Genomic DNA, 20,196 nt, shown 5'->3' on the forward strand with positions numbered 1-20,196 from the left:
TCAGTTCCAGTCGGACCAGACGGGCGGCGGGCCGACGAGGGTGACCCCGTAGCTCCCGATCAGGTCCACCTGCTGGTCGTGTTCTCGGGTCTCGGCCGCGCCGACGCCGTTGAAGTAGCCTTCGATCGCACCCGGCGTATTGCCGACCAGAACCTCACTCTCCTCGGTGATGGTCTGGAAGGTGTGCGGAATATTGCGCGGGCCGTAGACGAAAGCGCCGGGACCCGCCTCGGTGATGGCGCATTCCGCCAACGAGTATCCACCGATCCAGAACCGGACCTGCCCGGACAGGATGACCCAGAACTCGTCTTCCCTGGTGTGGAAATGCAGCGGCGGCGCACCCGCGGGGAACACCTTGGCCCGCATGACGGTCAGTGCACTCGCGGTTTCCTGCTCCGACAGCACCTGCTCGAAACCGCCGTCGTAGTAACGAACTTGCGGCTGAGTCCAGGGTGCCCGAACGCCCACGGGGCCTGCGTAACCCATTGCGATGTCCTCTCTGTACGGGTGGGACCGCTATGCCGTCCCCCTAGACAGGAAACCGCAACCGCCGTCAGCGACAGATCACCGTCCGATCACCATCGATCACGGCCACACCTCAGGGAGTGAAGGTCTGTAGGTGATCGACGGTGACGAATTTGCTGGTCGGACTGGCTTGCGCGACGGCCTTGCGCAGCGCTTCGAGACCACCCCAGTCACGGGCGGGCTCGGCGAGCGGATAGTCGAAATCGTCCCAGTGCGTGGGAATTACGTAGCGCGGGTTACCGGTGACGCGCAGCAACCGCGCGACATAGTCGGTGATCTTGCCGCCGCCCGCGGGCAACAGCAGCACGTCCGGGTGCAGGCCGGCCAGCTCGGATTCGATGTAGTTGGAGCCGCCGAAGTTCAGCACGCTCACCCCGCCACCGCTCACCTCGTAGGCCAGCGTGCCGCCCTCGACCAGATCGCGAATCACCTTGGGCTCCGGCAACTTTCCCGCGCCGAGACCGGGGCGGGTGCCGGCGAAGGCCACCTCGGCCCGGGTACCGGAGACCGAATGCAGCGAGCGCAGTGCGCGAATCGTGTATCCGTCGAAGCGCAGTTGCTCGCCGCCGGTGGTGATCGAGAGCTGATCTTCCGGTGCGCCGAGCGCGGCCAGCAGATTGAGATGGGTCTCGGTGCCGAGCACCGTCGCACCGGTCTTCTTCGCCAGGTACGGCACATCGGTGAGATGGTCGTAGTGACCGTGGGTGACCAGGATGTGGTCGGCGCGCAGTTCGCCGCTGTCCACGTACCGGTCGATGAGGGCGGTATCAACAGTGATCGGGGTGTCCGGATCGGCGCCCGCAGCGGTATACGTTCCGGTATGGAACCTGGTCAGCCAGGGATCGATCAGCACCGTCTTACCGCCCGGCAGCCGGATTTCCCAGCTGTTGTTACCCCACCAGCGCAGGGTCATCGCACCGGGCGCCGGAGCGGGAGCCTCCGCCGCAGGTTTCGCGGATTCCGTTCCGCCACATGCCACTACGCCCGCGAGCACCGCCGCACCTCCGGCCACACCGAAGAATTTCCGCCGTCCGAAACCTGTCATGCAGGCACCCCAACACAGCAGATATCCCGCTGTCCAAGACCGGCGCGGCCGCTCGGCGATATCGAAAACGATATCGTCGCAGCGTGGACATGCTGCGTCAGCTGCGGTACTTCGTTGCCGTGGCCGAAGAACTTCATTTCGGACAGGCCGCCGAACGCCTCGGCATCGCCCAGCCACCGCTGAGTCAACGCATCCGCAAGCTCGAAAACGACCTCGGCGCTCGGCTGTTCGACCGGGACAGCCGCCGGGTCGAACTCACCGAGGCGGGCCAGATCCTGCTCGCCGAATCGCGCGATCTGCTCGCCCGCTGGGAGCGCGCGACCTCGCTGGTCGGCAAGGCGCATCGCGGCGAGATGGACGCGTTGCGGGTCGGTGTGCCGCCCGAACTGGCGGGACGGGTGCTCGCCGCGATCCTCACCGCGTTCGAGAGCCGCGAGGTGCGAGTGGATCTCCAGGAGCTGACCACGGCCGAGCAGGTCCGCCTGCTGGCCGACCGCCAGCTCGACGCGGGACTGCTGCAACATCCGGTCGACGTCGTCGGCCTCGAACTCGGCCCCGCCGTGGACACGCCCGTCGGCGTGGTCCTCCCCCGCGATTCGCCACTGGCCGTGCGCGCTTCGCTCACCCTCGCCGATCTGGCCGGACTCGGCCTGGTGATCTTCCCGCGCGCCGCCGCGCCCGGACTCTACGACGCGACACTGCGCACCTGCTGGGAGCACGGCTTCAAACCGACGCGGGTCCAGCACGCCCGAAACCCCGAATTCGTGCTCGGCATGGTGCTTTCCGGCCGCGGCGTCGCCTTCGATCAGGGCATGGTGGCGCAGAAGGAACCGCGGGTCGTCTGGCGGCCGCTACCGGAAGGCACGTTGACCTGGCGGCTCTCCCTCGCCTGGCCGGCGCACGCGCCACATCCGCTGGTGCCCGAACTCGCCGAGCTGATCGTGCGAGTTGTGCAGGGCGACGGCGCATCTCGGCCCGCGGCGGTTCAGGCAGCCCCGCACCGGCCGTGGAACGTGGTGTACGGCAGGCCGTGATCGATGCGGTCGATCGCGTGCGCGGCGACGGCGCCGATCGCGCGATCCACCTCGGGCAGCCGTTGCGCGAGCGAGTTCACCCTGGTGAATACCGCTACGGCATAACGACTTCCGTCCGGATACTCCAGCACACCGATCTCGTTGCGCACCCCGGGCAGGGTGCCGGTCTTGGCCCACACCTGCACCTCCGGCGGGAACGCACCGGCGAGCCGATGCCAATTCACTTGCCGGCGCATGAGATCGCGCACCCAGCCGCAGGCCTCGGCGGGACCGGCGAGATCCTGACCGATGAGCGTGAGCAACCGGGTCATCTCCCGTGGCGTGCTCGCGGTAGTCCGAAGCGGGTCCAGCGCCCGGGTGCCGAGAATCTCCACGGCGGTGAGCGCCGGAAACCGCTCGGCGAACTCGGCGGCATCCCGAGCGCCGATGTCGTCGGCCATGCTCTGCACGATGTGCCGCGGCGGGCCGACGATCCGGGTGGCGTCGAGGCCGAGTTCCCGCACCAGCGAACGCACATTGTCGAGACCGACCCGATCGAAGAGCAGATCGGCCGCGGTGTTGTCGCTCACCGTGAGCGCGAAGAACGCCGCATCGCGCAGGCTCAGCTCGACATCGTCATGACAGCCCGCCGTGCCGACCCCGCCGAGCCGATCCGCACCCGCGGCCCGCACTCGATCGGCCGGATCCAGCTGCCCCGCCGCCACCTGCCGGGCGAACTCCAGCACCAGCGGCACCTTCACCACCGAGGCGAGCACCACCGGCTCGTCGGCGCCCGACCCGGCCTCGGCACCGCAGTCGAAGCACCGCGCATGCACCCAGCCCCGCACCCCCGCGTCCCGAAAGATCTCGTCCACGCCTCCAAGCTGCCACATGGATCGACGCTTGACTCTCCCGGTGCTGGAGCCTCCAGGCTCGCGGTATGAAGCTCGATCTGGCCAAAACAGACAAGCACTACTACCACGCATCCACCGAGCCGGCACTGCGCACGTTCGACACCTACGCGTACGTGACGGTCACCGGTTCCGGCGCCCCGGCGGGCCCGGAGTACGTCGCGGCGATCGAGTCGCTCTACCGAACCGCGTACGGCGCGAAGAAGATCGCCAAGCTCGCCGGGCACGACTTCGTGGTGCCGAAGCTGGAGGGCCTGTGGTGGGTCGAGTCCGACGAACCCCCACTGACGGTGCCGCGCGAGCAGTGGCACTGGAAGCTGATGGTGCGCATGCCGGAGTTCGTCACCGCGGCCATGGTGCACGGGGCAACCTTCGAGCAGATCACCGAGGGCGACGCCATTCAAGCGCTGCACATCGGTCCGTACGCGACCGAACCGGAGACCCTGGCCAAGCTGGAAGCGTTCATGGCCGCCGAGGGCTTGACGATGAACGGACGCCATCACGAGATCTATCTGTCCGACCCGCGCCGGGCGCCGGCCGCGAAGACGAGGACCATCCTGCGCCACCCCGTCCGCCGGGTCGCCGAAAAATAGGATGCGCCGGTCGAATTCGACCGGATACAGTTCGCAAGCGCCCGGTGCACGGGCAACGGTGGAATGGAATCCGTTGCCGATCGCGAACTCCGGCGCGCACGGACACGCACCCGCGGTACGTGGCGCACGTTTCTTTTCGTGTGCCCGAAATACGGTGGGCGCGACGGAAATCGAGCCGATATACCTGCATCTTATGGAAAGGGCGTAATTGCCATGCGCAAATTCACCATCGCACGTCCGAAAGACGGCGCAGCCCGGGATATCAGCGCGGCGACGTCATCGGTACATGCCGAGCAGCATGCCTTGCATCGCCACCACGGTGGCCGGCTCGCCTACGAGCAGGCCGCGGCGCGCGAGCTGCTGCTTCTCGCGGCCTCGACCGTGGTTCGGATCCGGTAGCGGGCTACGGGGTCCGCGCCAGCACTTCCCGGCCGACATAGCCGAGCAACCGGCGATGACCCGGCTCGTCCGCCTCGACGAACACCTCGGCGTCGAAGATGCCGGGGGCGCGGAACCGGTCGATGCCGCCGCCGGCCTGCATGGTGGCGAGAAGTTCGCCACACAACTCGTCGTCGGCCAGGTCCGGCCTGCCGATGGCGACCGCGAGATCGACACCGTGCACAACCAATTCGGTGAGATGCACAAGGGCCGCCATCGCGGCGGGCAGTTCGCCCAGCGGAATGTGCACGGTGTACTCGAGCGCGTCGGGCCGATGCCAGGCCGCTCGATCCACCTCCGCCGCCGCCGCGTACGCGCCCTGCGGATCGCCGCCGAGCCAATCGGATTCATGATCGGCGCCGGAATCCGTGCCGCTCAACGCGGCCGCGAAGATGTGCATGTTGCCCACCGTGTGGTTCAACACGGCACGCACATCCCACTCCCGGCAGGGCGTCGGCGCGGTCATGGAGCTGTCGTCCAAAGCCGCGACGATCACGCTCGTCGCATCGAGTGCACGGTCGATCTGTCCGATCACGTTGTCCATGAGCTTCCTTCGGTCGAGCGGTCTGGCTGAATTGGTAACACAGGCGGGCGACATACGGAGGCCGTTGCGAAAGCTGCTCGCGGCGAATTAGGTTGCCAGCAGTGTGCTTCTCGGTGGCCGTTGGATTAAGCGGCTGTGCTCAGCCGAATACATCTCGCTACAGTGTGCAATGCGCTCGGTGCGCATGCAACGGCCGCCCCACAACGTTTGAAAACTGTTGCGTCAGCGGTGTTGTGACCGTAGAGCGGGCTATGCAGTGGTGTGAAGCTGAAAACCGGTTTCGATTAAGCCACAGCTGTAGCGATTTCGTTATCCAGTTCAGGTGTTGTTTAAACCTGTTACCCCGATTGAAATTCGGACATTCGCACATTCACATGGTCAGCCGACCGGCAATGCCGCACGTCGCCTACCATCCGTGCCCATGCGCATCGACCTCTGCACGCTCGTCGTCGAGGACTACGACCCGGCGATCGCCTTCTTCACCGAGGCGCTCGGCTTCGATCTGATCGAGGACTCGCCCGCGCAGACGAACGACGGCCGCTCCAAACGCTGGGTGGTGGTCCGCCCGCCCGGCGCCCGAACCGGCCTGCTGCTCGCCCGCGCGGACGGCACGGAGCAGTCCGCGGCGGTCGGCAACCAGACAGCGGGCCGAGTCGGATTCTTTCTCCAGGTAGACGATTTCGACGCCGCGTTCCACCGGATGGTGGCGCGCGGCGTCGAATTCGTCACGGTGCCAAGGCAAGAGCCCTACGGTCAGGTCGCGGTGTTTCTCGATATCGCGGGCAACCGCTGGGATCTGCTGGGCCCCAACTGATCCCAGCGTCAGGTCTTTTCCGCGCGGCTGTCCGGCTCGACCTCGTCGGGCCGGGTGGTGATGCCGCGCTCGGTCCCCTCGTCGGCCTCCTGGTCCGGTTCCGGGTGTTCGGGTTCGAAGGTGGCGGGCAGCTTCTTGAGGTGCTTGTTCATCGAGCGAACCAGCAGCACGGTGCCCGCGAGCAGGATCAGGATGATGACCAGACCGAGCGGGGACGCCTTGCCGAACTCCGGCCCGGTCGGGGTGCCGCCGGGTGCTTGCGCGAGCAGAACCAGCATCACCGGTGCTCGTCCTCGATGCCGGCGAACAGGTCGGTCTCCGGCAGCGCCGTCTTGACCCTGGTCTTGGCCAGCTCGAACTCCTCGGTCGGCCAGAGCCGCTGCTGCAGCTCCAGCGGGATGGCGAAGAACGCGCCGTTGGGGTCGATCTGGGTGGCGTGCGCGCGCAGCGCGTCGTCGCGCTGCGGGAAGTACTTGGCGCAGTCGATCTGCGTGGTGACCCGGGAGAACACGTCGCCGCGCTCCGGGACGTACTTGCGCATCCGGTCCAGCCACTCCTGCAACGGGAACGGCTCACCCATCCGCTCGTACTCCTCGGCGAAGACCTCCATCCGCCGGGCGGTGAAGCCGTGGTCGTAGTACAGCTTCAGCGGCGTCCACGGCGCGCCCGCGTCGGGGAACTGCTCGGGATCGCCGGCCGCCTCGTAGGCGGCGACCGATACCTCGTGGCAGCGGATGTGGTCCGGGTGCGGGTAGCCGCCCAGCTCGTCGTAGGTGGTCATCACGTGCGGGCGGAACTCGCGCACCACCCGGACGAGCGCCTCGGTGGCCTCCGCCAACGGCACCACCGCGAAGCTGCCCTCGGGCAGCGGCGGCAGCGGATCCCCCTCCGGCAGACCGGAATCGACGAAGCCGAGCCAGTGCTGGCGCACGCCGAGCGCACGCGCCGCGGCGGCCATCTCCTCGCGCCGGATCTCGTTGATCCGGTCCAGGACACCAGGGGTGTCCATCGCGGGGTTCAGGATGCTGCCACGTTCGCCGCCGGTCAACGTCACGATGAGGACGTCGTGTCCCTCGTCGGCGTACCGGGCGGTCGTCGCGGCACCCTTACTGGATTCGTCGTCGGGGTGGGCATGCACCGCCATGAGGCGAAGGCCACTCACGTCTCGTTCACCATCGCTCTCGCTCGCGGGTGTCTGGTCTTCGTTCCCTATAGTTCCATTCGACCGACTTTTGTTCCGACGTACCCCCCGGGAGCGACCTTGTGACCGATCGAAGCGACGCCCCGGCTCCCGCCGCGCCCCAAAGGCCGACCGACCGGTACGGAACCAAGCCGCCGGTGCAGCGCCGCTGGCTGCCGCTGGTCCTCGGCGTCGTCGTGGTGGTGCTCGGCTGCGGCGTGGCCTTCGTGGGCTACCAGAAGTACGGCCCCAAGGACCTGGAGTCCGAGCAGCTCGGCTACACGGTGGTCGACGACTCGACCATGACCATCCGGATCAAGGTCACCCGCAAAGATCCCGTACAACCCGCCGTCTGCTTCGTCCGCGCGATGGCCCGCGACAGCGTCGAGGTAGGCCGCCGCGAGGTGCTGATCGAGCCGTCTACCAGCGGCACGATCGAACAGACCACCACGGTCAAGACCTCGTCACGACCGGCGTCGAGCAGTATCTACGGTTGCAGCTCGCAGGTACCCAGCTATCTCCGAGCAGGGTGATTTGCCGCTTTTGCCGCAGCAATTGTCCTCGAAATTAACTCCGACCTGCACGTTTGTGATTCATGCTAAAATGGCCTGATACACGGTTCCGGGGTTCGGAGCCGTGTTTGCTGCATTGGCGGCCAGCGCTATCTGTTCCGGATTACGAGCTTTGCCCGGAACCAGGGTCTGTCGGGGTTCGATGAACTTCCCAGGATCGCTCTAGCCGTCGACTGGTGCGTGCCCGCCCCCACGGGTGGGTACCGCGGCAGTTATCAGGGAATCCCGGCCTGCCGGGAACAACTACTAGGGAGTGATCGAGATGACTGAGACGCAAGTGACTTGGCTGACCCCGGAGTCGCACGACAGGCTCAAGGGCGAACTCGATGCGCTCATTGCCAATCGTCCCGTTATCGCTGCCGAGATCAACGAACGCCGTGAAGAGGGCGACCTCAAGGAGAACGGCGGATACCACGCCGCGCGCGAGGAGCAGGGCCAGCAGGAGGCGCGTATCCGCCAGCTGCAGGAGCTGCTGAACAACGCCAAGGTCGGCGTCGCGCCGACCAAGTCCGGCGTCGCGCTCCCCGGTTCGGTCGTCAAGGTCTACTACGACGGCGACGAGTCCGACACCGAAACCTTCCTCATCGCCACCCGCGAAGAGGGCCTGAACGACTCCAAGCTGGAGACCTACTCGCCGGCTTCCCCGCTCGGCGGCGCGCTCATCGACGCCAAGGTCGGCGACACCCGTGAGTACACGCTGCCCAACGGCAAGACGATGAAGGTCACCTTGGTCAGCGCGGAGCCCTACCACAGCTGACCCGTCCGGCCGCGGTGTCGCGCAGCCACGAGCTGCGCGCCCCGGCCGACTTGTTCCCCTGAGACACGAACGGCCGCACCCGATTACCCGGTGCGGCCGTTTCGTCATTCTCCGGACCCTAGCTCAGTGCCTGCTCGAGGTCCGCGAGCAGGTCGGCGGCGTCCTCGATGCCGACCGAGAGCCGCACCAGATCCGCGGGCACCTCGAGCACCGAGCCCTCGGTGGACGCGTGCGTCATCGCGGCCGGGTGCTCGATCAGCGATTCCACCCCGCCCAGCGACTCGGCGAGGGTGAACACCTTGGTGCGCGAGCAGAGATCGCGGGCCGCGTCCGGGCCGCCGTGCAGCCGCACCGAGATCATGCCACCGAACCGGCGCATCTGCTTCGCGGCGACCGCGTGGCCCGGGTGCTCCGGCAGGCCCGGGTAGATCACCTGGGAGATGGCCGGGTGCCGGGTCAGGAACTCGGCCAGGGTCTCGGCGTTGTCGCAGTGCCGATCCATCCGCACCGCAAGGGTCTTGGTGCCGCGCAGGGTGAGGAAGGCGTCGAACGGGCCGGGCACCGCGCCCGCGCCGTTCTGCAGGAACGCGAACGCCGCGTCCAGTTCGGGATCGTTGGTGATCAGCGCGCCGCCGACCACGTCGGAGTGCCCGCCCAGGTACTTGGTGGTCGAGTGGGTGACGATGTCGGCGCCGAGCAGCAGCGGCTGCTGCAGGTACGGGGTGGCGAAGGTGTTGTCCACCACCAGCTTCGCGCCCACGCCGTGCGCGATGTCGGCCAGCGCCGGGATGTCGCCGATGCTCAGCAGCGGGTTGGTCGGGGTCTCGACCCACACCAGCTTGGTGTTCGGCCGGATCGCGGCGCGCATCTCGTCCACGTCGAACACGTGGGCCGGCGAGTGCTCGATGCCCCACTGGCTGAACACCTTGTCGATCAGCCGGAAGGTGCCGCCGTACGCGTCGTCCGGGATGACGATGTGGTCACCGGGACGCAACGTGGCGCGAATGGCACAGTCGGTGGCGGCCATGCCGGACGCGAACGCCCGGCCGTAGGTGCCGGATTCGAGCGCGGCGAGGTTCGCTTCCAGCGCGGACCTGGTCGGGTTGCCGGTGCGCGCGTACTCGAAACCGCCGCGCAGGCCACCCACCCCGTCCTGGGCGAACGTCGAACTCGCGTAGATGGGCACGTTGACCGCGCCGGTCTGCGGATCGGGATCGAATCCTGCATGCACGGCTCGCGTAGAGAACCCCAGCTCACTCATGGCCCCAGCCTAATCAGGGGCGATTTCCGGGCAACCCCCTGGTCGGGTCGGATCGACGTTCTGCGGACGAATCCGGGTCGGCACCGATCTAGTTACGCAGCTAGGGCAAGTAGACCGGAAATTTTCTTATGAGAACCTCACCAGACCCCGATCTCACCGGCGGCCTTCCCATTTACGCTTAGCGCATGGTGACTGTGGAAGAACTGTTCGCGATCGACTCCCTGCTGTCCGACGATGAGCGCGAGATCCGCGATGCCGTCGCGACCTTCGCGAATCAACGCTTGCGACCGCACATCGCGGACTGGTTCGAGGAGGGCACCTTCCCGGCTCGCGAACTCGCGCCGCAGCTGGGCGAGGTCGGGCTGCTCGGCATGCATCTCGAGGGTTACGGCTGCGCGGGCATGTCGGCGACGATGTACGGCCTGGCCTGCCAGGAGCTGGAGGCCGTCGACTCCGGCGTGCGCAGCATGGTGTCGGTGCAGGGATCGCTGGCGATGACCGCGATCCACAAGTACGGCTCGGAGGAGCAGAAGCAGCAGTGGCTGCCGGAGATGGCGGCCGGGCGCGCGCTCGGCTGCTTCGGGCTCACCGAACCCGACTTCGGCTCCAACCCCGGCGGCATGCGGACCAGGGCCAAGCGCGACGGCGCCGACTGGGTGCTCAACGGCTCGAAGATGTGGATCACCAACGGCTCGGTGGCCGATGTCGTGGTGATCTGGGCGCAGACCGAGGACGAGGGCAGGCAGGTCATCCGCGGCTTCCTGGTGCCCACCGGGACGCCCGGGTTCAGCGCGCGCGAGATGCATCGCAAGCTGTCGCTGCGCGCCTCGGTGACCGCCGAACTGGACCTCGACGACGTCCGGCTGCCCGCCGACGCGGTGCTGCCGGAGTCGCGCGGGCTGGCCTCGCCGCTGGGCTGTTTGAGCGAGGCGCGGTTCGGGATCATCTTCGGCGCACTCGGCGCGGCCCGCGACTGCCTGGCCTCGACCATCGAATACGCGCGCACCCGTGAGGTGTTCGACAAGCCGCTGGCCGGGTACCAGCTGACCCAGGCGAAGCTGGCCGACATGGCGCTGGAGTTCGGCAAGGGACAGCTGCTCGCGCTGCACCTGGGCCGGCTGAAGGATCGGGACGCGGTGACGCCCGAGCAGGTGAGCGCCGGCAAGTTGAACAGCACGCGGGAGGCCATCAAGATCGCCAGGGAGTGCCGCACCATCCTCGGCGCGAACGGCATCACGCTGGACTATCCGGTGCTGCGGCATGCGAACAACCTGGAGTCGGTGCTCACCTACGAGGGCACGGCCGAGGTGCATCAGCTGGTGCTCGGTCGCGCGCTGACCGACGCCAACGCCTTCCGGTAACCGGGGGTCGCCGAGGGAATCAGTTCGCCGCCGCCAAAACCGTATCCATACCGGACGGTCGCATTTACCGGCGGCTATTGGCGAACTGATTCTCTCCCAAGACTTTTCGATGCGGCGAATTTGCTGGAACTCACTTTTCCGGCAAAACAGACTGGGTGAAGCGTCACAGTTCTATAAAGACTCGCCGATTGCTAGCATAGGAACATGTTTCTGCTCGGCCCCGCGTTGCTCGAAGTGTCGGCGCGCAAGATATTGACCCGCCTGCACAAGACGCACGGGGTACCGGCGCTCGCCGCGGCGGCGGAACTGCCCGCCCTTTCGGCAGCGCTGGACCAGCACGCGGCCGCCGTGCGCGACATCCTCGAACTCGGCGTCGAAGGCGCCGCGCGGGTGCCGATGAGCGTGCTGCTCGCGGGTTACGCGCGCGGCCTGCTCGATCACGTGCGCGAGGCCGCGGCCGAACACGGCATGACCAGCGCCGCGCCGAGCGATCTCGGCAGCTGGGCGAACGCCGACTGGCTCCAGCTGCGCCTGGCGAGCGTGTGCCTGCACCCGTCCCAGCGGTTCGCCTGAACCCCTGACACAACGCGTCCGCCGTAGGCAACAGCCCACGGCGGACGCGTTTATCGGTGGTACTTAGCGCCGCTCGCCCGGGTCGCGGTAACCCATGTACTCACCGGACTGCTCGTACGAGCCGCCGCCCTGCATCGCACCCTGATCCCACTGCTGTGCGTGCTGACCCTGGCCGCGGGTGGCCTGCTGATCCATCCATAGCTGCTCCCGCGAAGCATCCTCACGACCACGCGAGTACGCCTCCGCGTGCCCCTTGACCGCGGGCATCTCCTCTTCCAGCCCGCTCAGCCAGCCCTCCCAGCGCTGCTGCATCGGCCGGACCATGCCGCCGCCGACGCCGACCACCAGAATGCCGCCGATGGTGGCGAGCACCGTGATCAGGATCGGCATGGTGACCGACATGGCCACGCCGATCTGGTTCAGCGCGGCCACGATGCCGACGCCCCAGATGAACACCGCCGCGATCCGGCCGATCATCGCGCCGTAGGACAGCCCGCCGAGCATGTTGCCGACCAGGTCACGCACCGCGGACGCGATCGCGCCGGCGATCACCACGATGATGATGGCGACCGCGGCCTTCGGCAGCCAGGACACGATGCCGTCGAGCAGATCGCTCACCGGGTTCGGCCCGAACACCCCGAAACCGAGTTGCAGCGCGATCAGCAGGATCGCGTAGTAGGCAAGCTTCGCCAGCAGATCGGAAGCGTCGTAGCGGCTGCGCGACATCATCTGCTTGAGGCCGCCGCGCTCGACCAGGCGGTCGAAGCCGAGCCGGTCGAGCACCTTGTCCACGATCGTCGAGACGACCTTCGCGACGATCCAGCCGATGAGCAAGATGACGATGAATCCGGCCAGCTTGGGGACGAACGTGGCCACCGAACTCCACGCGTCCGAGAACCCCTTCTGGAAATCGATAGCCAAACTGGAGGTGTACATGCCCATCCCTTCGCTATCCGATTACGCCATGGCGGTTGCCGAGGCTGCTTCATGGCCGGTTATACCCTGGCCACATAACTCGAATCGTCTATTTGCAGATAATTTGCCACATTGCGACTTTCGGCGCGACCGCTAACCTGTCCGGCGCGCGGGGGACGTACTCTCTACCCCGGCCACCCGAGACTGGTCGATCTTCCTCACAACCCCGGCCGACGCCATGAGGAGAAGATTGTTACGACCTGTCATCGCGGTGCCATCTCGACGTCACCGACACGCCGAGGTAAGCGGCGCACTCTTATCTCGGATTCGGCATCAGGGCAATGCCTCCCGCCTGACGTCACCCGGAGGTGCACGATGAAGACCTTGTCAGCCGACCGATCATTGCCGGATCAACGCGAACTGGTCGCCGCCTTCGGCAGCCACGCGGGCGATCCGAACACCGACCATCCGCTGATCGATCTGGCCCGCCGGTTGGCCACGCTGCACCGGCAGCGGCCCGGCAATCCGCTCGGGGCCGCCGGAATAGATTGCCGCCGCGCCGAATTGGTCGCCGCCATCGATAACTGGGTAGCCACCCAACTCCCCCGCCGCAGTTGCACCGAGCATCTGCGCACCGGATCCCTCGGCGCCACCGTCGATCGCATGGCCGCCGCACACGCGCACGCCAGTCATCTGCTGCACACCGCCGAAAAAGTCTCCGATCTCCGGGTGCATGCGGCGTGGTATCGGCTCGCCGCGCTGGCCGACGAATGGACCGATCTCATCGTGGGTGCGGTGCGAAAGGCGTAGTGGTGCAGGGGTGCCCGGTCTAGGCGGACATTCTCGGCGTCGAACGACGAGAACCGCGGGCAATCAGCGGGAAAGTGTCCGCGCAGGCCGGGTCAGGCCACTAGCTCAGGCTGCGCCAGCTGCAACTGCCGAGCCGAGAACCACCGCATCGCCTTGGCCAAGAGCGGCAGCATCAACACCATCAGCAGCAGGCGCATGCTCTGCACGCAGGTGATCAACGGCAGGTTCGCGTCCATCGACTCGGCCGTGGCCAGCACCGCGTTGATACCGCCGGGCGTGGTGGCGAGGTAAATGTCGGACAGCTCGAGGTCCACGAAGGTGGCCACCGCGAACGCGAGTCCGGCGACGATCGCGGACAACGCGACGATGGTGACCGTCATGCCCGGGATCATCCGGGCCATCTCGCGAACCACGGTCCGGGTGAAGCGAGTTCCGACCTCGAAGCCGATGAGCACGAACAGCAGATCCTTGAACAGGTTCGTCGGCGCGTACCCGTGGCTGACGCCCAGCGCGGTGAGCACCGCGGTCATCAGCATCGGCCCGATCAGCGCGGGGCTCGGCAGCCCGAGCCGCCGGCCCAGCTTGGTGCCGACGACGCACAGCATCACCGCGATGGACAACCCGGCGACCTGATCCCCGCGTCCGACGATCATCCAGAACGGCAGATCAGGATTGGTGACCGCGCCGCCGAGCGTCACCTTCTCGTTGCTCAGCCCGTCGCCGCTGTTGCTCAGCAGCGCACCGAGGGCAGGCGCGCTCACCGCGACCAGCGCGACCCGCAGGTACTGCATGAACGCCACCTGACGCGGATCGGCGTCCATGTCGTCGGCCACCGCCACCACCGCCGCGGAACCGCCGGCCAGCAGCCCGAGCGTCGCGGTCGGCAGTTCGACGTGCGCGAAGCGGGCGAACACCACCGCGACCAGCAGGCTGATCAGCAGCGTCGCCACCGTCACCGCGAGCACCGGAATCAACGCCAACCCGATGCTGGACAGCAGCGAGATCTCCAGATAGCTGCCCATCAACACACCGAGCATGGACTGCACGCCACAGGACAGCTGGCGGGGCATCGGCGCGGGCAACTTCCCGGCCAACGCGAGGGCGCCGCCGACGACGATCGCGAGAATCATCTGCGGCGCGGGAAAATTCACCCGATCGAGCAACTCGGCCCCGGCAAGCACCGAGGTAAGCAGAGCTACCCAACCGATCACTTGCCTCCGAGTCATACCTCGTAATCCTGGCCCTAGACGGTGAACAGACCGTTACAACTCCGTTATCGCGGTTAACGGCCGGTGTGATCCCGGCCGCAGGACACCAATCCCCAGTTCAGAACGGACATTTCCCAGGCCCTGCGTTGGTTCGTACTCTGTCCGGTTTCCAGGATACCGAGTCGAGCGAACATGCAGTTCACGGCCGTTCAGCGGGCGCGGCCATGCGGATCGCACGGACCGCCGAATCGCCACGTGTACTATTCGCCCGAACCACCCCCACCGCGGGAGCTCGGGCAAGGCCGGGCTGAGAGGGCGGACCCCAGCGCTTCGCCGACCGCATGAACCTGTCCGGGTAATGCCGGCGTAGGAAGAGCGTTTCGGGCATGTCTTCATCGACCCTGCACAACTCCGAACGGCACGAGGCCCCCTTCACCCTCGACGAGCCCGCCCCGAAGGTGCTGTCCTTCTGGGACCAGAGCGCATTCTGGGCAAACCTGGGTGTCAGCCTCATCGCCTTCTCCGGCGCGTACACCGTGCTGGCGCCGAATTCCGACGGCGCACCGCAGATTTCCATCTCCGCGGGCATCCTCGCGATGATCGTCGGCACGGTCGTCGGCGGTCTGATGCTCGGCCTGGCGGCCATCCCCGGCGCCAAGACCGGCAAGCCGGCGATGGTGCTGCTGCGCGGCCTGTTCGGCGCGAAACTCAGTTATCTGCCAACCGTTTTGAACATCGCCCAGCTGATCGGCTGGGGCACCTTCGAATTGATCGTGATCGGCGACGCGGCCGACGAGCTGTTCGGCGGCGGTCCGCACTGGCTCTACGTGGTGGCCGCCGGCTTGCTCACCACGGCGCTGACCATCTGGCCGCTCGGTTCGGTGCGGCTGCTGCGCCGGTTCGTCACGATCGGCGTGGTGATCGCGCTGATCTGGTTCTACATCCAGTTCTTCCGCACCGGGCTGCCCGATCTGTCGGCCAATCCCGGCCCGCACGGCAGCGGCCCGTTCGGCGCCGACTGGAACCTCTTCTGGATCGCCACCGACGCGGCGCTCGCGGTGTCCATCTCCTGGGTGCCGGTGGCCGCGGACTACACCCGGCACTCGCGCAGCACCGGCTCGGCCTTCGGCGCGGCCAGCGGGGCCTACGCGATCACCCAGATCGTGGCCTACACGCTCGGCCTGTTCGCGCTGGCCCGGGCGACCGGCGACGGCCAGTACTCGCCGTTCCTCCAGGTCAGTCTGGGCGGCCTGTTCTTCTTCGTGTTCGTGCTGCGCGAGGCCGACCAGTCGTTCGCCAACGTGTACTCCACCGCGGTCTCGATCCAGAATCTCGCGCCGCGCATCGACCGGCGGATCCTGTCGATCGGGCTCGGCGTCCTGATCACGGTGCTCGCGTTGCAGCTGAACATGGCCAACTACTTCGGCTTCCTCGGGCTGATCGGTTCGGTGTTCGTGCCGCTGCTCGGCGTGCTGGTCGCCGACTTCTTCCTGCGCGCGAAGGGCGACTGGAACACCGCCGACGACGCCCCGCCGCGCTGGGGCATGATCGTCGCCTGGCTGGCCGGGCTCTCGGTCTACCAGCTCATCAATCCGGGCGATGCCGGCGTGTGGACCGACTTCTGGGTGAACGTGCAGGAGCGGTTGCACTTCACCAAGCAGGCGTGGATGAGCGCGTCGCTGCTGTCGTTCCTCGCGGCGCTGGTGGTCGCGTGGGCGTTCGGCCGGATCTCGACGCTCCGGCGAGCTCGGGTAGCCGGCGACACGTCCGCCTAGCTGCCACGATGGAGTGATGGGTGAGGTCAGGATCGGCACGTCGGGGTGGGTGTATCCGCCCTGGCGTGGCGTCTTCTATCCCAAAGGCGTGACGCAGAAGCGGGAACTCGCCTATCTGTCGCAACAGCTGAACAGCGTCGAGATCAACGGCTCGTTCTACGCACTGCAACGCCCGTCGAGTTATCAGAACTGGGCGAGCCAGACGCCGGACGATTTCGTCTTCGCGGTGAAGGGCAGCAGATTCATAACGCACATGAAGCGGTTGCGCGACGGCGACGAGTTGCTGGCCAATTTCCTCGCCTCCGGAATGCTCGCCCTCGGCCCCAAATTGGGCCCGATCCTCTGGCAGCTGCCGCCGAACTTCCAGTTCGATCCGGAGGTGCTGGCTACCTTTTTCACCCACCTGCCCCGAACCACTATGCAGGCCACGGAAATAGCGAAACAGCATGACCAACGGGTGGATCCGGCCTATACGACCACCGACGCTGATCGCCCGCTGCGGTACGCGTTGGAGATCCGCCACCCCAGCTTCGTCACGCCCGAGTTCACCGATCTGCTGACCGAGCACGAGATCGCGCTCGTAATCGCCGACGCCGCAGGCAAATTCCCGATGATCGAGGAGGTCACCGCGGATTTCGTCTACATCCGCCTGCACGGCCACGACGAGCTGTACGTCAGCGGGTACACCGACGAGGGCCTCGATATGTGGGCCGACAAGATCCGCACCTGGTCCGCCGACCGCGACGTCTTCTGCTACTTCGACAACGACGCCAAAGTCATGGCCCCACGCGACGCCCTAGCCCTGCGCGCCCGCCTCGCATAGTCGGGGCCCGAGTACACGGGCCCCGACTGACATTCCCCGACAACAGATCTCGTGAGCACAGGGGTAACTCACCGGGGACGGGCTGACCCTGCCTCCGCCGCACCGCCGGTCGCCGACGTCAAGCGCCGCGCGCCTGAGTCCGGCCTGAATTCGCGGAGAGGCGGATGAGCAATTCAGTGTCCGAGCGTTCCGATGCTGAGGAAGCCGAGCAGGTCGTGCCGCGTGATGACGCCGACCGGCTTGCCCTCCTCGACCACCATCAACGCGTCGGTATCCGACAGTGCCTTGGTCGCGGCGGAAATCGGCTCGCCCGCACCGATCAGCGGGAACGACGAGCTCATGTGCTTGCCGACCGAATCCGTCAGGTGCGCACGGCCTTCGAACACCGCCGAGAGCAGGTCGCGCTCGGACACGCTGCCCGCGACCTCGCCCGCCATCACCGGCGGCTCCGCGCCGACCACGGGCATCTGCGAGACGCCGTACTCGCGCAGGATCTCGATCGCGTCGCGCAGGGTCTCCGACGGATGGGTGTGCACCAGGTCGGGCAGCTCGCCGGACTTGCCCCGCAGCACGTCGCCGACCAGCGGTTCGACCATGCTGCCGTCGAGCCGCTCGCGCAGGAAGCCGTAGGAGCTCATCCACTGGTCGTTGAAGATCTTGGACAGGTAGCCGCGGCCGCCGTCGGGCAGCAGCACCACGACCACGGCGTCCGGGTCGCGCTTGGCCACCTCGATGGCCGCGACCACGGCCATGCCGCACGAGCCGCCGACCAGCAGGCCTTCCTCGCGGGCGAGGCGGCGGGTCATGTCGAAGGAGTCCGCGTCGGAGACCGCGATGATCTCGTCCGGGATGGCCGGGTCGTAGGCGGACGGCCAGAAGTCCTCGCCGACGCCCTCGACCAGGTACGGCCGTCCGGTGCCGCCGGAGTACACCGAGCCCTCGGGATCGGCGCCGATGATCTTCACCTTGCCGCCGGACACCTCCTTGAGGTAGCGCCCGACGCCGGTGATGGTGCCGCCGGTGCCGACACCCGCGATGAAGTGGGTGACCTTGCCGTCGGTGTCGCGCCAGATCTCCGGGCCGGTGGTCTCGTAGTGGCTGTCCGGGCCGCCCGGGTTGGAGTACTGATCCGGCTTCCACGCGCCGTCGATCTCGCCGACCAGGCGGTTGGAGACGCTGTAATAGCTGGCCGGGTCTTCCGGCGCGACGGCGGTCGGGCACACGACGACTTCGGCGCCGTACGCGCGCAGCACGTTGCGCTTGTCCTCGCTGACCTTGTCCGGGCAGACGAAAACGCAGTGGTAGCCGCGCTGCTGGGCGACCAGCGCGAGACCGACACCGGTGTTGCCGGAGGTGGGTTCGACGATGGTGCCGCCGGGGCGTAGCTGCCCGGACTGCTCCGCGGCGTCGATCATCTTCACCGCGATCCGGTCCTTGGAGCTACCGCCCGGGTTCAGGTATTCGATCTTGGCCGCTACCAGTCCGGCGTTCGGGCCTACAACAGAGTTCAACCGGACCAGCGGCGTATTGCCGATGAGGTCCACGACATGGTCGGCGATGCGCATGCGCCCCATAGTTCCAGATGGACCCGGTGTGAGTTGGCGCACGCCACGCGCAAGCCCGTCCGGCGCGACAAACCGGGATTCCAGCAAACCCCCCTTTAGGATCCGAACCATGAAGCAGCCGAACATCGCCCGGGCCGGCGTTGTTCTGGCCGGAGCGGCACTGGCCGCGCTGGTCGGACCAGGCGCGCAGGCGAACGCAGTCACCATCGAATTCCCGCAGGTGCCGACGCTCGCCTACGGCGGCTGGTGCTGGACCAGTATTCGCACCTGGGCCGACGTCAGCCCAGCGTGGCCGGGTCGCGCCATCCTCAATATGCGCGCGTTGCCGGTCTCGGGCATCGGTCCCGGCGACTATCCGCTGGCGCCGCTGTGCGAGGTGCACACGATGGTGGACTGGCGCAACACCACCACCGGCGCGGTGGGCCGGTACGAGGACACGATCGTCACCGGCCTCTACGGCAGCATCCAGTACGCGCTGTTCCAGGACACCGGCCCCGGCCACGTCGAGGTCACGATCAGCACCGACGCGGCCGCCATTCCGGCGCACGGCTCGTTCGACGTTCCGGCTCCGGCTGCCCCGCCTGCGTAAAGTCGGTACATTTTCTGTTGTGAGCGCACCACGCATCGGCTGGCGTACGGCCGCGGTGACCGGTGCCGCAACAGTCCTGGCCGGTTCCGGAACCGGCGCCGCATGGTGGGTGACCTCCCGACTGTTGATGGCGCAGGCCGGCGCGGCGCGTGGCGTCATCGGCCGCGACACCTCGAAACCCCCTGAGGCAGACGGCATCTACACCGCGGGCTGCCTGGTGCCGGAGCGCTGGCGCTCCGGCAAGCAGGCGGATCTGCACCTGATGGTCTTCGGCGATTCCACCGCGGCCGGGGTCGGCTGCCTGGTCGCCGACGAGGTGCCCGGCGTGCGCCTGGCCCGTGGACTGGCCCTCGCTACCGGGCAGCGAATCCGGTTGAGCACCAAGGCGATCTCCGGCGCCACCTCCAAGGGCCTCTCCGGTCAGGTGGACGCGATGTTCGTGGCCGGGCCGCCGCCGGACGCCGCGGTCATCCTGATCGGCGCCAACGACATCACCAAGAAGCATTCGGTCCGCGCCTCCTCGCGCCGGCTGGCCGCCGCGGTCGCCCGGCTGCGCACCGCCGACAGCGTGGTGGTGGTCGGGACCTGCCCGAATCTCGGTACGGTGACCGCGATTCCGCAGCCGCTGCGCACGGTGGTGCACAACTGGAGCGTGCGGCTGGCCAAGGCCCAGACGGTGGCCACCGCGGTGGCCGGTGGGCGCCCGGTGCCGATGGGTTATCTGCTCGCGCCGGAATTCCGGGCCCAACCCGAACTCCTGTTCTCCGCCGACGGTTTCCACCCGTCGGCGGCCGGCTACGAACTGGCCGCCGCGCAACTACTTCCGGTCCTGCTCGAGGCCCTGGACGAGGTGACCCCGCCTTCCCGTTCTCCGGGACGGGACGTAGATTCGGTAAGAACCCGCGAGTAACAACAGCGGTTCGC

The 20,196-nt window shown here is 67.3% G+C and carries 23 protein-coding genes and 1 riboswitch; of the genes, 13 read left to right on the forward strand and 10 right to left on the reverse strand.

Features of this window, described 5'->3' with window-relative positions; genetic code table 11:
- Positions 1–468 carry a cupin domain-containing protein gene (locus AB0M22_RS08025; protein WP_364722467.1) on the reverse strand — a complete coding sequence of 156 codons (468 nt, stop codon included), beginning with the start codon at positions 466–468 and terminating at the stop codon, positions 1–3.
- Positions 469–598: 130 nt separating this feature from the next.
- The gene (locus AB0M22_RS08030) at positions 599–1,570 is read right to left on the reverse strand and encodes an MBL fold metallo-hydrolase (RefSeq protein WP_364722469.1); all 972 of its coding nucleotides are present in this window, start codon (positions 1,568–1,570) and stop codon (positions 599–601) included.
- A gap of 89 nt (positions 1,571–1,659) precedes the next feature.
- Here AB0M22_RS08030 and AB0M22_RS08035 point away from each other — a divergent pair, with 89 nt between their 5' ends.
- Entirely contained in the window at positions 1,660–2,604 is a 945-nt protein-coding gene (locus AB0M22_RS08035; RefSeq protein ID WP_364724021.1) for a LysR substrate-binding domain-containing protein, read from the forward strand.
- Here the strand turns inward: AB0M22_RS08035 and AB0M22_RS08040 are convergent.
- A complete protein-coding gene (locus AB0M22_RS08040) occupies positions 2,556–3,476 on the reverse strand; it encodes a serine hydrolase (protein ID WP_364722471.1) in 921 nt (306 codons plus the stop codon). The two genes, AB0M22_RS08035 and AB0M22_RS08040, sit on opposite strands and share 49 nt — an antisense overlap.
- Before the next feature lie 47 nt (positions 3,477–3,523).
- Here AB0M22_RS08040 and AB0M22_RS08045 point away from each other — a divergent pair, with 47 nt between their 5' ends.
- On the forward strand, positions 3,524–4,087 hold the full coding sequence (locus tag AB0M22_RS08045) for a GyrI-like domain-containing protein (RefSeq protein WP_364722473.1): 564 nt from the start codon (positions 3,524–3,526) through the stop codon (positions 4,085–4,087).
- A 213-nt stretch (positions 4,088–4,300) separates the two neighbouring features.
- Positions 4,301–4,486 carry a hypothetical protein gene (locus tag AB0M22_RS08050; protein WP_364722475.1) on the forward strand — a complete coding sequence of 62 codons (186 nt, stop codon included), beginning with the start codon at positions 4,301–4,303 and terminating at the stop codon, positions 4,484–4,486.
- Positions 4,487–4,490: 4 nt separating this feature from the next.
- Here AB0M22_RS08050 and AB0M22_RS08055 read toward each other — a convergent pair whose 3' ends face one another.
- The gene (locus AB0M22_RS08055) at positions 4,491–5,069 is read right to left on the reverse strand and encodes a TIGR03086 family metal-binding protein (RefSeq protein WP_364722477.1); all 579 of its coding nucleotides are present in this window, start codon (positions 5,067–5,069) and stop codon (positions 4,491–4,493) included.
- Positions 5,070–5,490: 421 nt separating this feature from the next.
- On the opposite strand from AB0M22_RS08055, the gene AB0M22_RS08060 reads away from it, so the two are divergent.
- Positions 5,491–5,883 carry a VOC family protein gene (locus AB0M22_RS08060; RefSeq protein WP_364722479.1) on the forward strand — a complete coding sequence of 131 codons (393 nt, stop codon included), beginning with the start codon at positions 5,491–5,493 and terminating at the stop codon, positions 5,881–5,883.
- Between the two features lie 8 nt (positions 5,884–5,891).
- On the opposite strand, the gene AB0M22_RS08065 is transcribed toward AB0M22_RS08060, so the two are convergent.
- Together AB0M22_RS08065 and mca are read right to left on the reverse strand one after the other, a co-directional pair.
- A complete protein-coding gene (locus tag AB0M22_RS08065; RefSeq protein WP_364724023.1) occupies positions 5,892–6,161 on the reverse strand; it encodes a hypothetical protein in 270 nt (89 codons plus the stop codon).
- The gene (mca, locus tag AB0M22_RS08070; RefSeq protein ID WP_150402836.1) at positions 6,161–7,027 is read right to left on the reverse strand and encodes a mycothiol conjugate amidase Mca; all 867 of its coding nucleotides are present in this window, start codon (positions 7,025–7,027) and stop codon (positions 6,161–6,163) included. Before mca ends, AB0M22_RS08065 begins: the two co-directional genes overlap by 1 nt.
- Before the next feature lie 119 nt (positions 7,028–7,146).
- Here mca and AB0M22_RS08075 point away from each other — a divergent pair, with 119 nt between their 5' ends.
- Both AB0M22_RS08075 and greA read left to right on the forward strand, forming a co-directional pair.
- Positions 7,147–7,596, forward strand: coding sequence for a DUF4307 domain-containing protein (locus tag AB0M22_RS08075; RefSeq protein WP_364722481.1), 450 nt, complete (start codon positions 7,147–7,149; stop codon positions 7,594–7,596).
- 301 nt (positions 7,597–7,897) lie between these two features.
- Entirely contained in the window at positions 7,898–8,392 is a 495-nt protein-coding gene (greA, locus tag AB0M22_RS08080) for a transcription elongation factor GreA (RefSeq protein WP_040738717.1), read from the forward strand.
- Between the two features lie 118 nt (positions 8,393–8,510).
- Here greA and AB0M22_RS08085 read toward each other — a convergent pair whose 3' ends face one another.
- Positions 8,511–9,653: a cystathionine gamma-synthase gene (locus AB0M22_RS08085; protein ID WP_364722484.1), complete on the reverse strand. Its 1,143-nt coding sequence runs from the start codon at positions 9,651–9,653 to the stop codon at positions 8,511–8,513.
- 185 nt (positions 9,654–9,838) lie between these two features.
- On the opposite strand from AB0M22_RS08085, the gene AB0M22_RS08090 reads away from it, so the two are divergent.
- Both AB0M22_RS08090 and AB0M22_RS08095 read left to right on the forward strand, forming a co-directional pair.
- On the forward strand, positions 9,839–11,014 hold the full coding sequence (locus tag AB0M22_RS08090) for an acyl-CoA dehydrogenase family protein (RefSeq protein WP_364722486.1): 1,176 nt from the start codon (positions 9,839–9,841) through the stop codon (positions 11,012–11,014).
- Between the two features lie 204 nt (positions 11,015–11,218).
- Complete coding sequence (locus AB0M22_RS08095) at positions 11,219–11,587, forward strand: DUF6401 family natural product biosynthesis protein (RefSeq protein ID WP_364722488.1); 369 nt, start codon at positions 11,219–11,221, stop codon at positions 11,585–11,587.
- Positions 11,588–11,650: 63 nt separating this feature from the next.
- Here AB0M22_RS08095 and AB0M22_RS08100 read toward each other — a convergent pair whose 3' ends face one another.
- Positions 11,651–12,529 (reverse strand): hypothetical protein, encoded by an 879-nt coding sequence (locus AB0M22_RS08100; protein WP_223885052.1) that lies wholly within the window; start codon positions 12,527–12,529, stop codon positions 11,651–11,653.
- Between the two features lie 348 nt (positions 12,530–12,877).
- On the opposite strand from AB0M22_RS08100, the gene AB0M22_RS08105 reads away from it, so the two are divergent.
- A complete protein-coding gene (locus tag AB0M22_RS08105) occupies positions 12,878–13,312 on the forward strand; it encodes a DUF4254 domain-containing protein (RefSeq protein ID WP_364722491.1) in 435 nt (144 codons plus the stop codon).
- A gap of 92 nt (positions 13,313–13,404) precedes the next feature.
- On the opposite strand, the gene AB0M22_RS08110 is transcribed toward AB0M22_RS08105, so the two are convergent.
- A complete protein-coding gene (locus AB0M22_RS08110) occupies positions 13,405–14,538 on the reverse strand; it encodes an AbrB family transcriptional regulator (RefSeq protein WP_364722493.1) in 1,134 nt (377 codons plus the stop codon).
- A 256-nt stretch (positions 14,539–14,794) separates the two neighbouring features.
- Positions 14,795–14,910, forward strand: a riboswitch (TPP riboswitch).
- Here AB0M22_RS08110 and AB0M22_RS08115 point away from each other — a divergent pair.
- Both AB0M22_RS08115 and AB0M22_RS08120 read left to right on the forward strand, forming a co-directional pair.
- Positions 14,907–16,295, forward strand: coding sequence for a cytosine permease (locus AB0M22_RS08115; protein WP_364722495.1), 1,389 nt, complete (start codon positions 14,907–14,909; stop codon positions 16,293–16,295). (Overlaps the previous riboswitch by 4 nt.)
- 16 nt (positions 16,296–16,311) lie before the next feature.
- The gene (locus AB0M22_RS08120; RefSeq protein WP_364722497.1) at positions 16,312–17,118 is read left to right on the forward strand and encodes a DUF72 domain-containing protein; all 807 of its coding nucleotides are present in this window, start codon (positions 16,312–16,314) and stop codon (positions 17,116–17,118) included.
- Between the two features lie 173 nt (positions 17,119–17,291).
- On the opposite strand, the gene AB0M22_RS08125 is transcribed toward AB0M22_RS08120, so the two are convergent.
- On the reverse strand, positions 17,292–18,683 hold the full coding sequence (locus AB0M22_RS08125) for a cystathionine beta-synthase (RefSeq protein ID WP_364722499.1): 1,392 nt from the start codon (positions 18,681–18,683) through the stop codon (positions 17,292–17,294).
- Positions 18,684–18,792: 109 nt separating this feature from the next.
- On the opposite strand from AB0M22_RS08125, the gene AB0M22_RS08130 reads away from it, so the two are divergent.
- Together AB0M22_RS08130 and AB0M22_RS08135 are read left to right on the forward strand one after the other, a co-directional pair.
- On the forward strand, positions 18,793–19,272 hold the full coding sequence (locus AB0M22_RS08130; RefSeq protein WP_364722501.1) for a hypothetical protein: 480 nt from the start codon (positions 18,793–18,795) through the stop codon (positions 19,270–19,272).
- A 19-nt stretch (positions 19,273–19,291) separates the two neighbouring features.
- On the forward strand, positions 19,292–20,182 hold the full coding sequence (locus AB0M22_RS08135) for an SGNH/GDSL hydrolase family protein (protein WP_364722503.1): 891 nt from the start codon (positions 19,292–19,294) through the stop codon (positions 20,180–20,182).
- Positions 20,183–20,196: the final 14 nt, after the last annotated feature.

This window comes from Nocardia sp. NPDC051756 (assembly GCF_040681495.1).
Classification (GTDB): domain Bacteria; phylum Actinomycetota; class Actinomycetes; order Mycobacteriales; family Mycobacteriaceae; genus Nocardia.

Excerpts from the sequence above, each read along its gene's own strand:
- AB0M22_RS08030 (WP_364722469.1), bottom strand. The coding sequence starts at position 1,570 with ATGACAGGTTTCGGACGGCGGAAATTCTTCGGTGTGGCCGGAGGTGCG.
- AB0M22_RS08035 (WP_364724021.1), top strand. The coding sequence starts at position 1,660 with ATGCTGCGTCAGCTGCGGTACTTCGTTGCCGTGGCCGAAGAACTTCAT.
- AB0M22_RS08040 (WP_364722471.1), bottom strand. The coding sequence starts at position 3,476 with ATGTGGCAGCTTGGAGGCGTGGACGAGATCTTTCGGGACGCGGGGGTG.
- AB0M22_RS08045 (WP_364722473.1), top strand. The coding sequence starts at position 3,524 with ATGAAGCTCGATCTGGCCAAAACAGACAAGCACTACTACCACGCATCC.
- AB0M22_RS08050 (WP_364722475.1), top strand. The coding sequence starts at position 4,301 with ATGCGCAAATTCACCATCGCACGTCCGAAAGACGGCGCAGCCCGGGAT.
- AB0M22_RS08055 (WP_364722477.1), bottom strand. The coding sequence starts at position 5,069 with ATGGACAACGTGATCGGACAGATCGACCGTGCACTCGATGCGACGAGC.
- AB0M22_RS08060 (WP_364722479.1), top strand. The coding sequence starts at position 5,491 with ATGCGCATCGACCTCTGCACGCTCGTCGTCGAGGACTACGACCCGGCG.
- AB0M22_RS08065 (WP_364724023.1), bottom strand. The coding sequence starts at position 6,161 with ATGCTGGTTCTGCTCGCGCAAGCACCCGGCGGCACCCCGACCGGGCCG.
- mca (WP_150402836.1), bottom strand. The coding sequence starts at position 7,027 with ATGGCGGTGCATGCCCACCCCGACGACGAATCCAGTAAGGGTGCCGCG.
- greA (WP_040738717.1), top strand. The coding sequence starts at position 7,898 with ATGACTGAGACGCAAGTGACTTGGCTGACCCCGGAGTCGCACGACAGG.
- AB0M22_RS08085 (WP_364722484.1), bottom strand. The coding sequence starts at position 9,653 with ATGAGTGAGCTGGGGTTCTCTACGCGAGCCGTGCATGCAGGATTCGAT.
- AB0M22_RS08090 (WP_364722486.1), top strand. The coding sequence starts at position 9,839 with ATGGTGACTGTGGAAGAACTGTTCGCGATCGACTCCCTGCTGTCCGAC.
- AB0M22_RS08095 (WP_364722488.1), top strand. The coding sequence starts at position 11,219 with ATGTTTCTGCTCGGCCCCGCGTTGCTCGAAGTGTCGGCGCGCAAGATA.
- AB0M22_RS08100 (WP_223885052.1), bottom strand. The coding sequence starts at position 12,529 with ATGGGCATGTACACCTCCAGTTTGGCTATCGATTTCCAGAAGGGGTTC.
- AB0M22_RS08105 (WP_364722491.1), top strand. The coding sequence starts at position 12,878 with ATGAAGACCTTGTCAGCCGACCGATCATTGCCGGATCAACGCGAACTG.
- AB0M22_RS08110 (WP_364722493.1), bottom strand. The coding sequence starts at position 14,538 with ATGACTCGGAGGCAAGTGATCGGTTGGGTAGCTCTGCTTACCTCGGTG.
- AB0M22_RS08115 (WP_364722495.1), top strand. The coding sequence starts at position 14,907 with ATGTCTTCATCGACCCTGCACAACTCCGAACGGCACGAGGCCCCCTTC.
- AB0M22_RS08120 (WP_364722497.1), top strand. The coding sequence starts at position 16,312 with ATGGGTGAGGTCAGGATCGGCACGTCGGGGTGGGTGTATCCGCCCTGG.
- AB0M22_RS08125 (WP_364722499.1), bottom strand. The coding sequence starts at position 18,683 with ATGCGCATCGCCGACCATGTCGTGGACCTCATCGGCAATACGCCGCTG.
- AB0M22_RS08130 (WP_364722501.1), top strand. The coding sequence starts at position 18,793 with ATGAAGCAGCCGAACATCGCCCGGGCCGGCGTTGTTCTGGCCGGAGCG.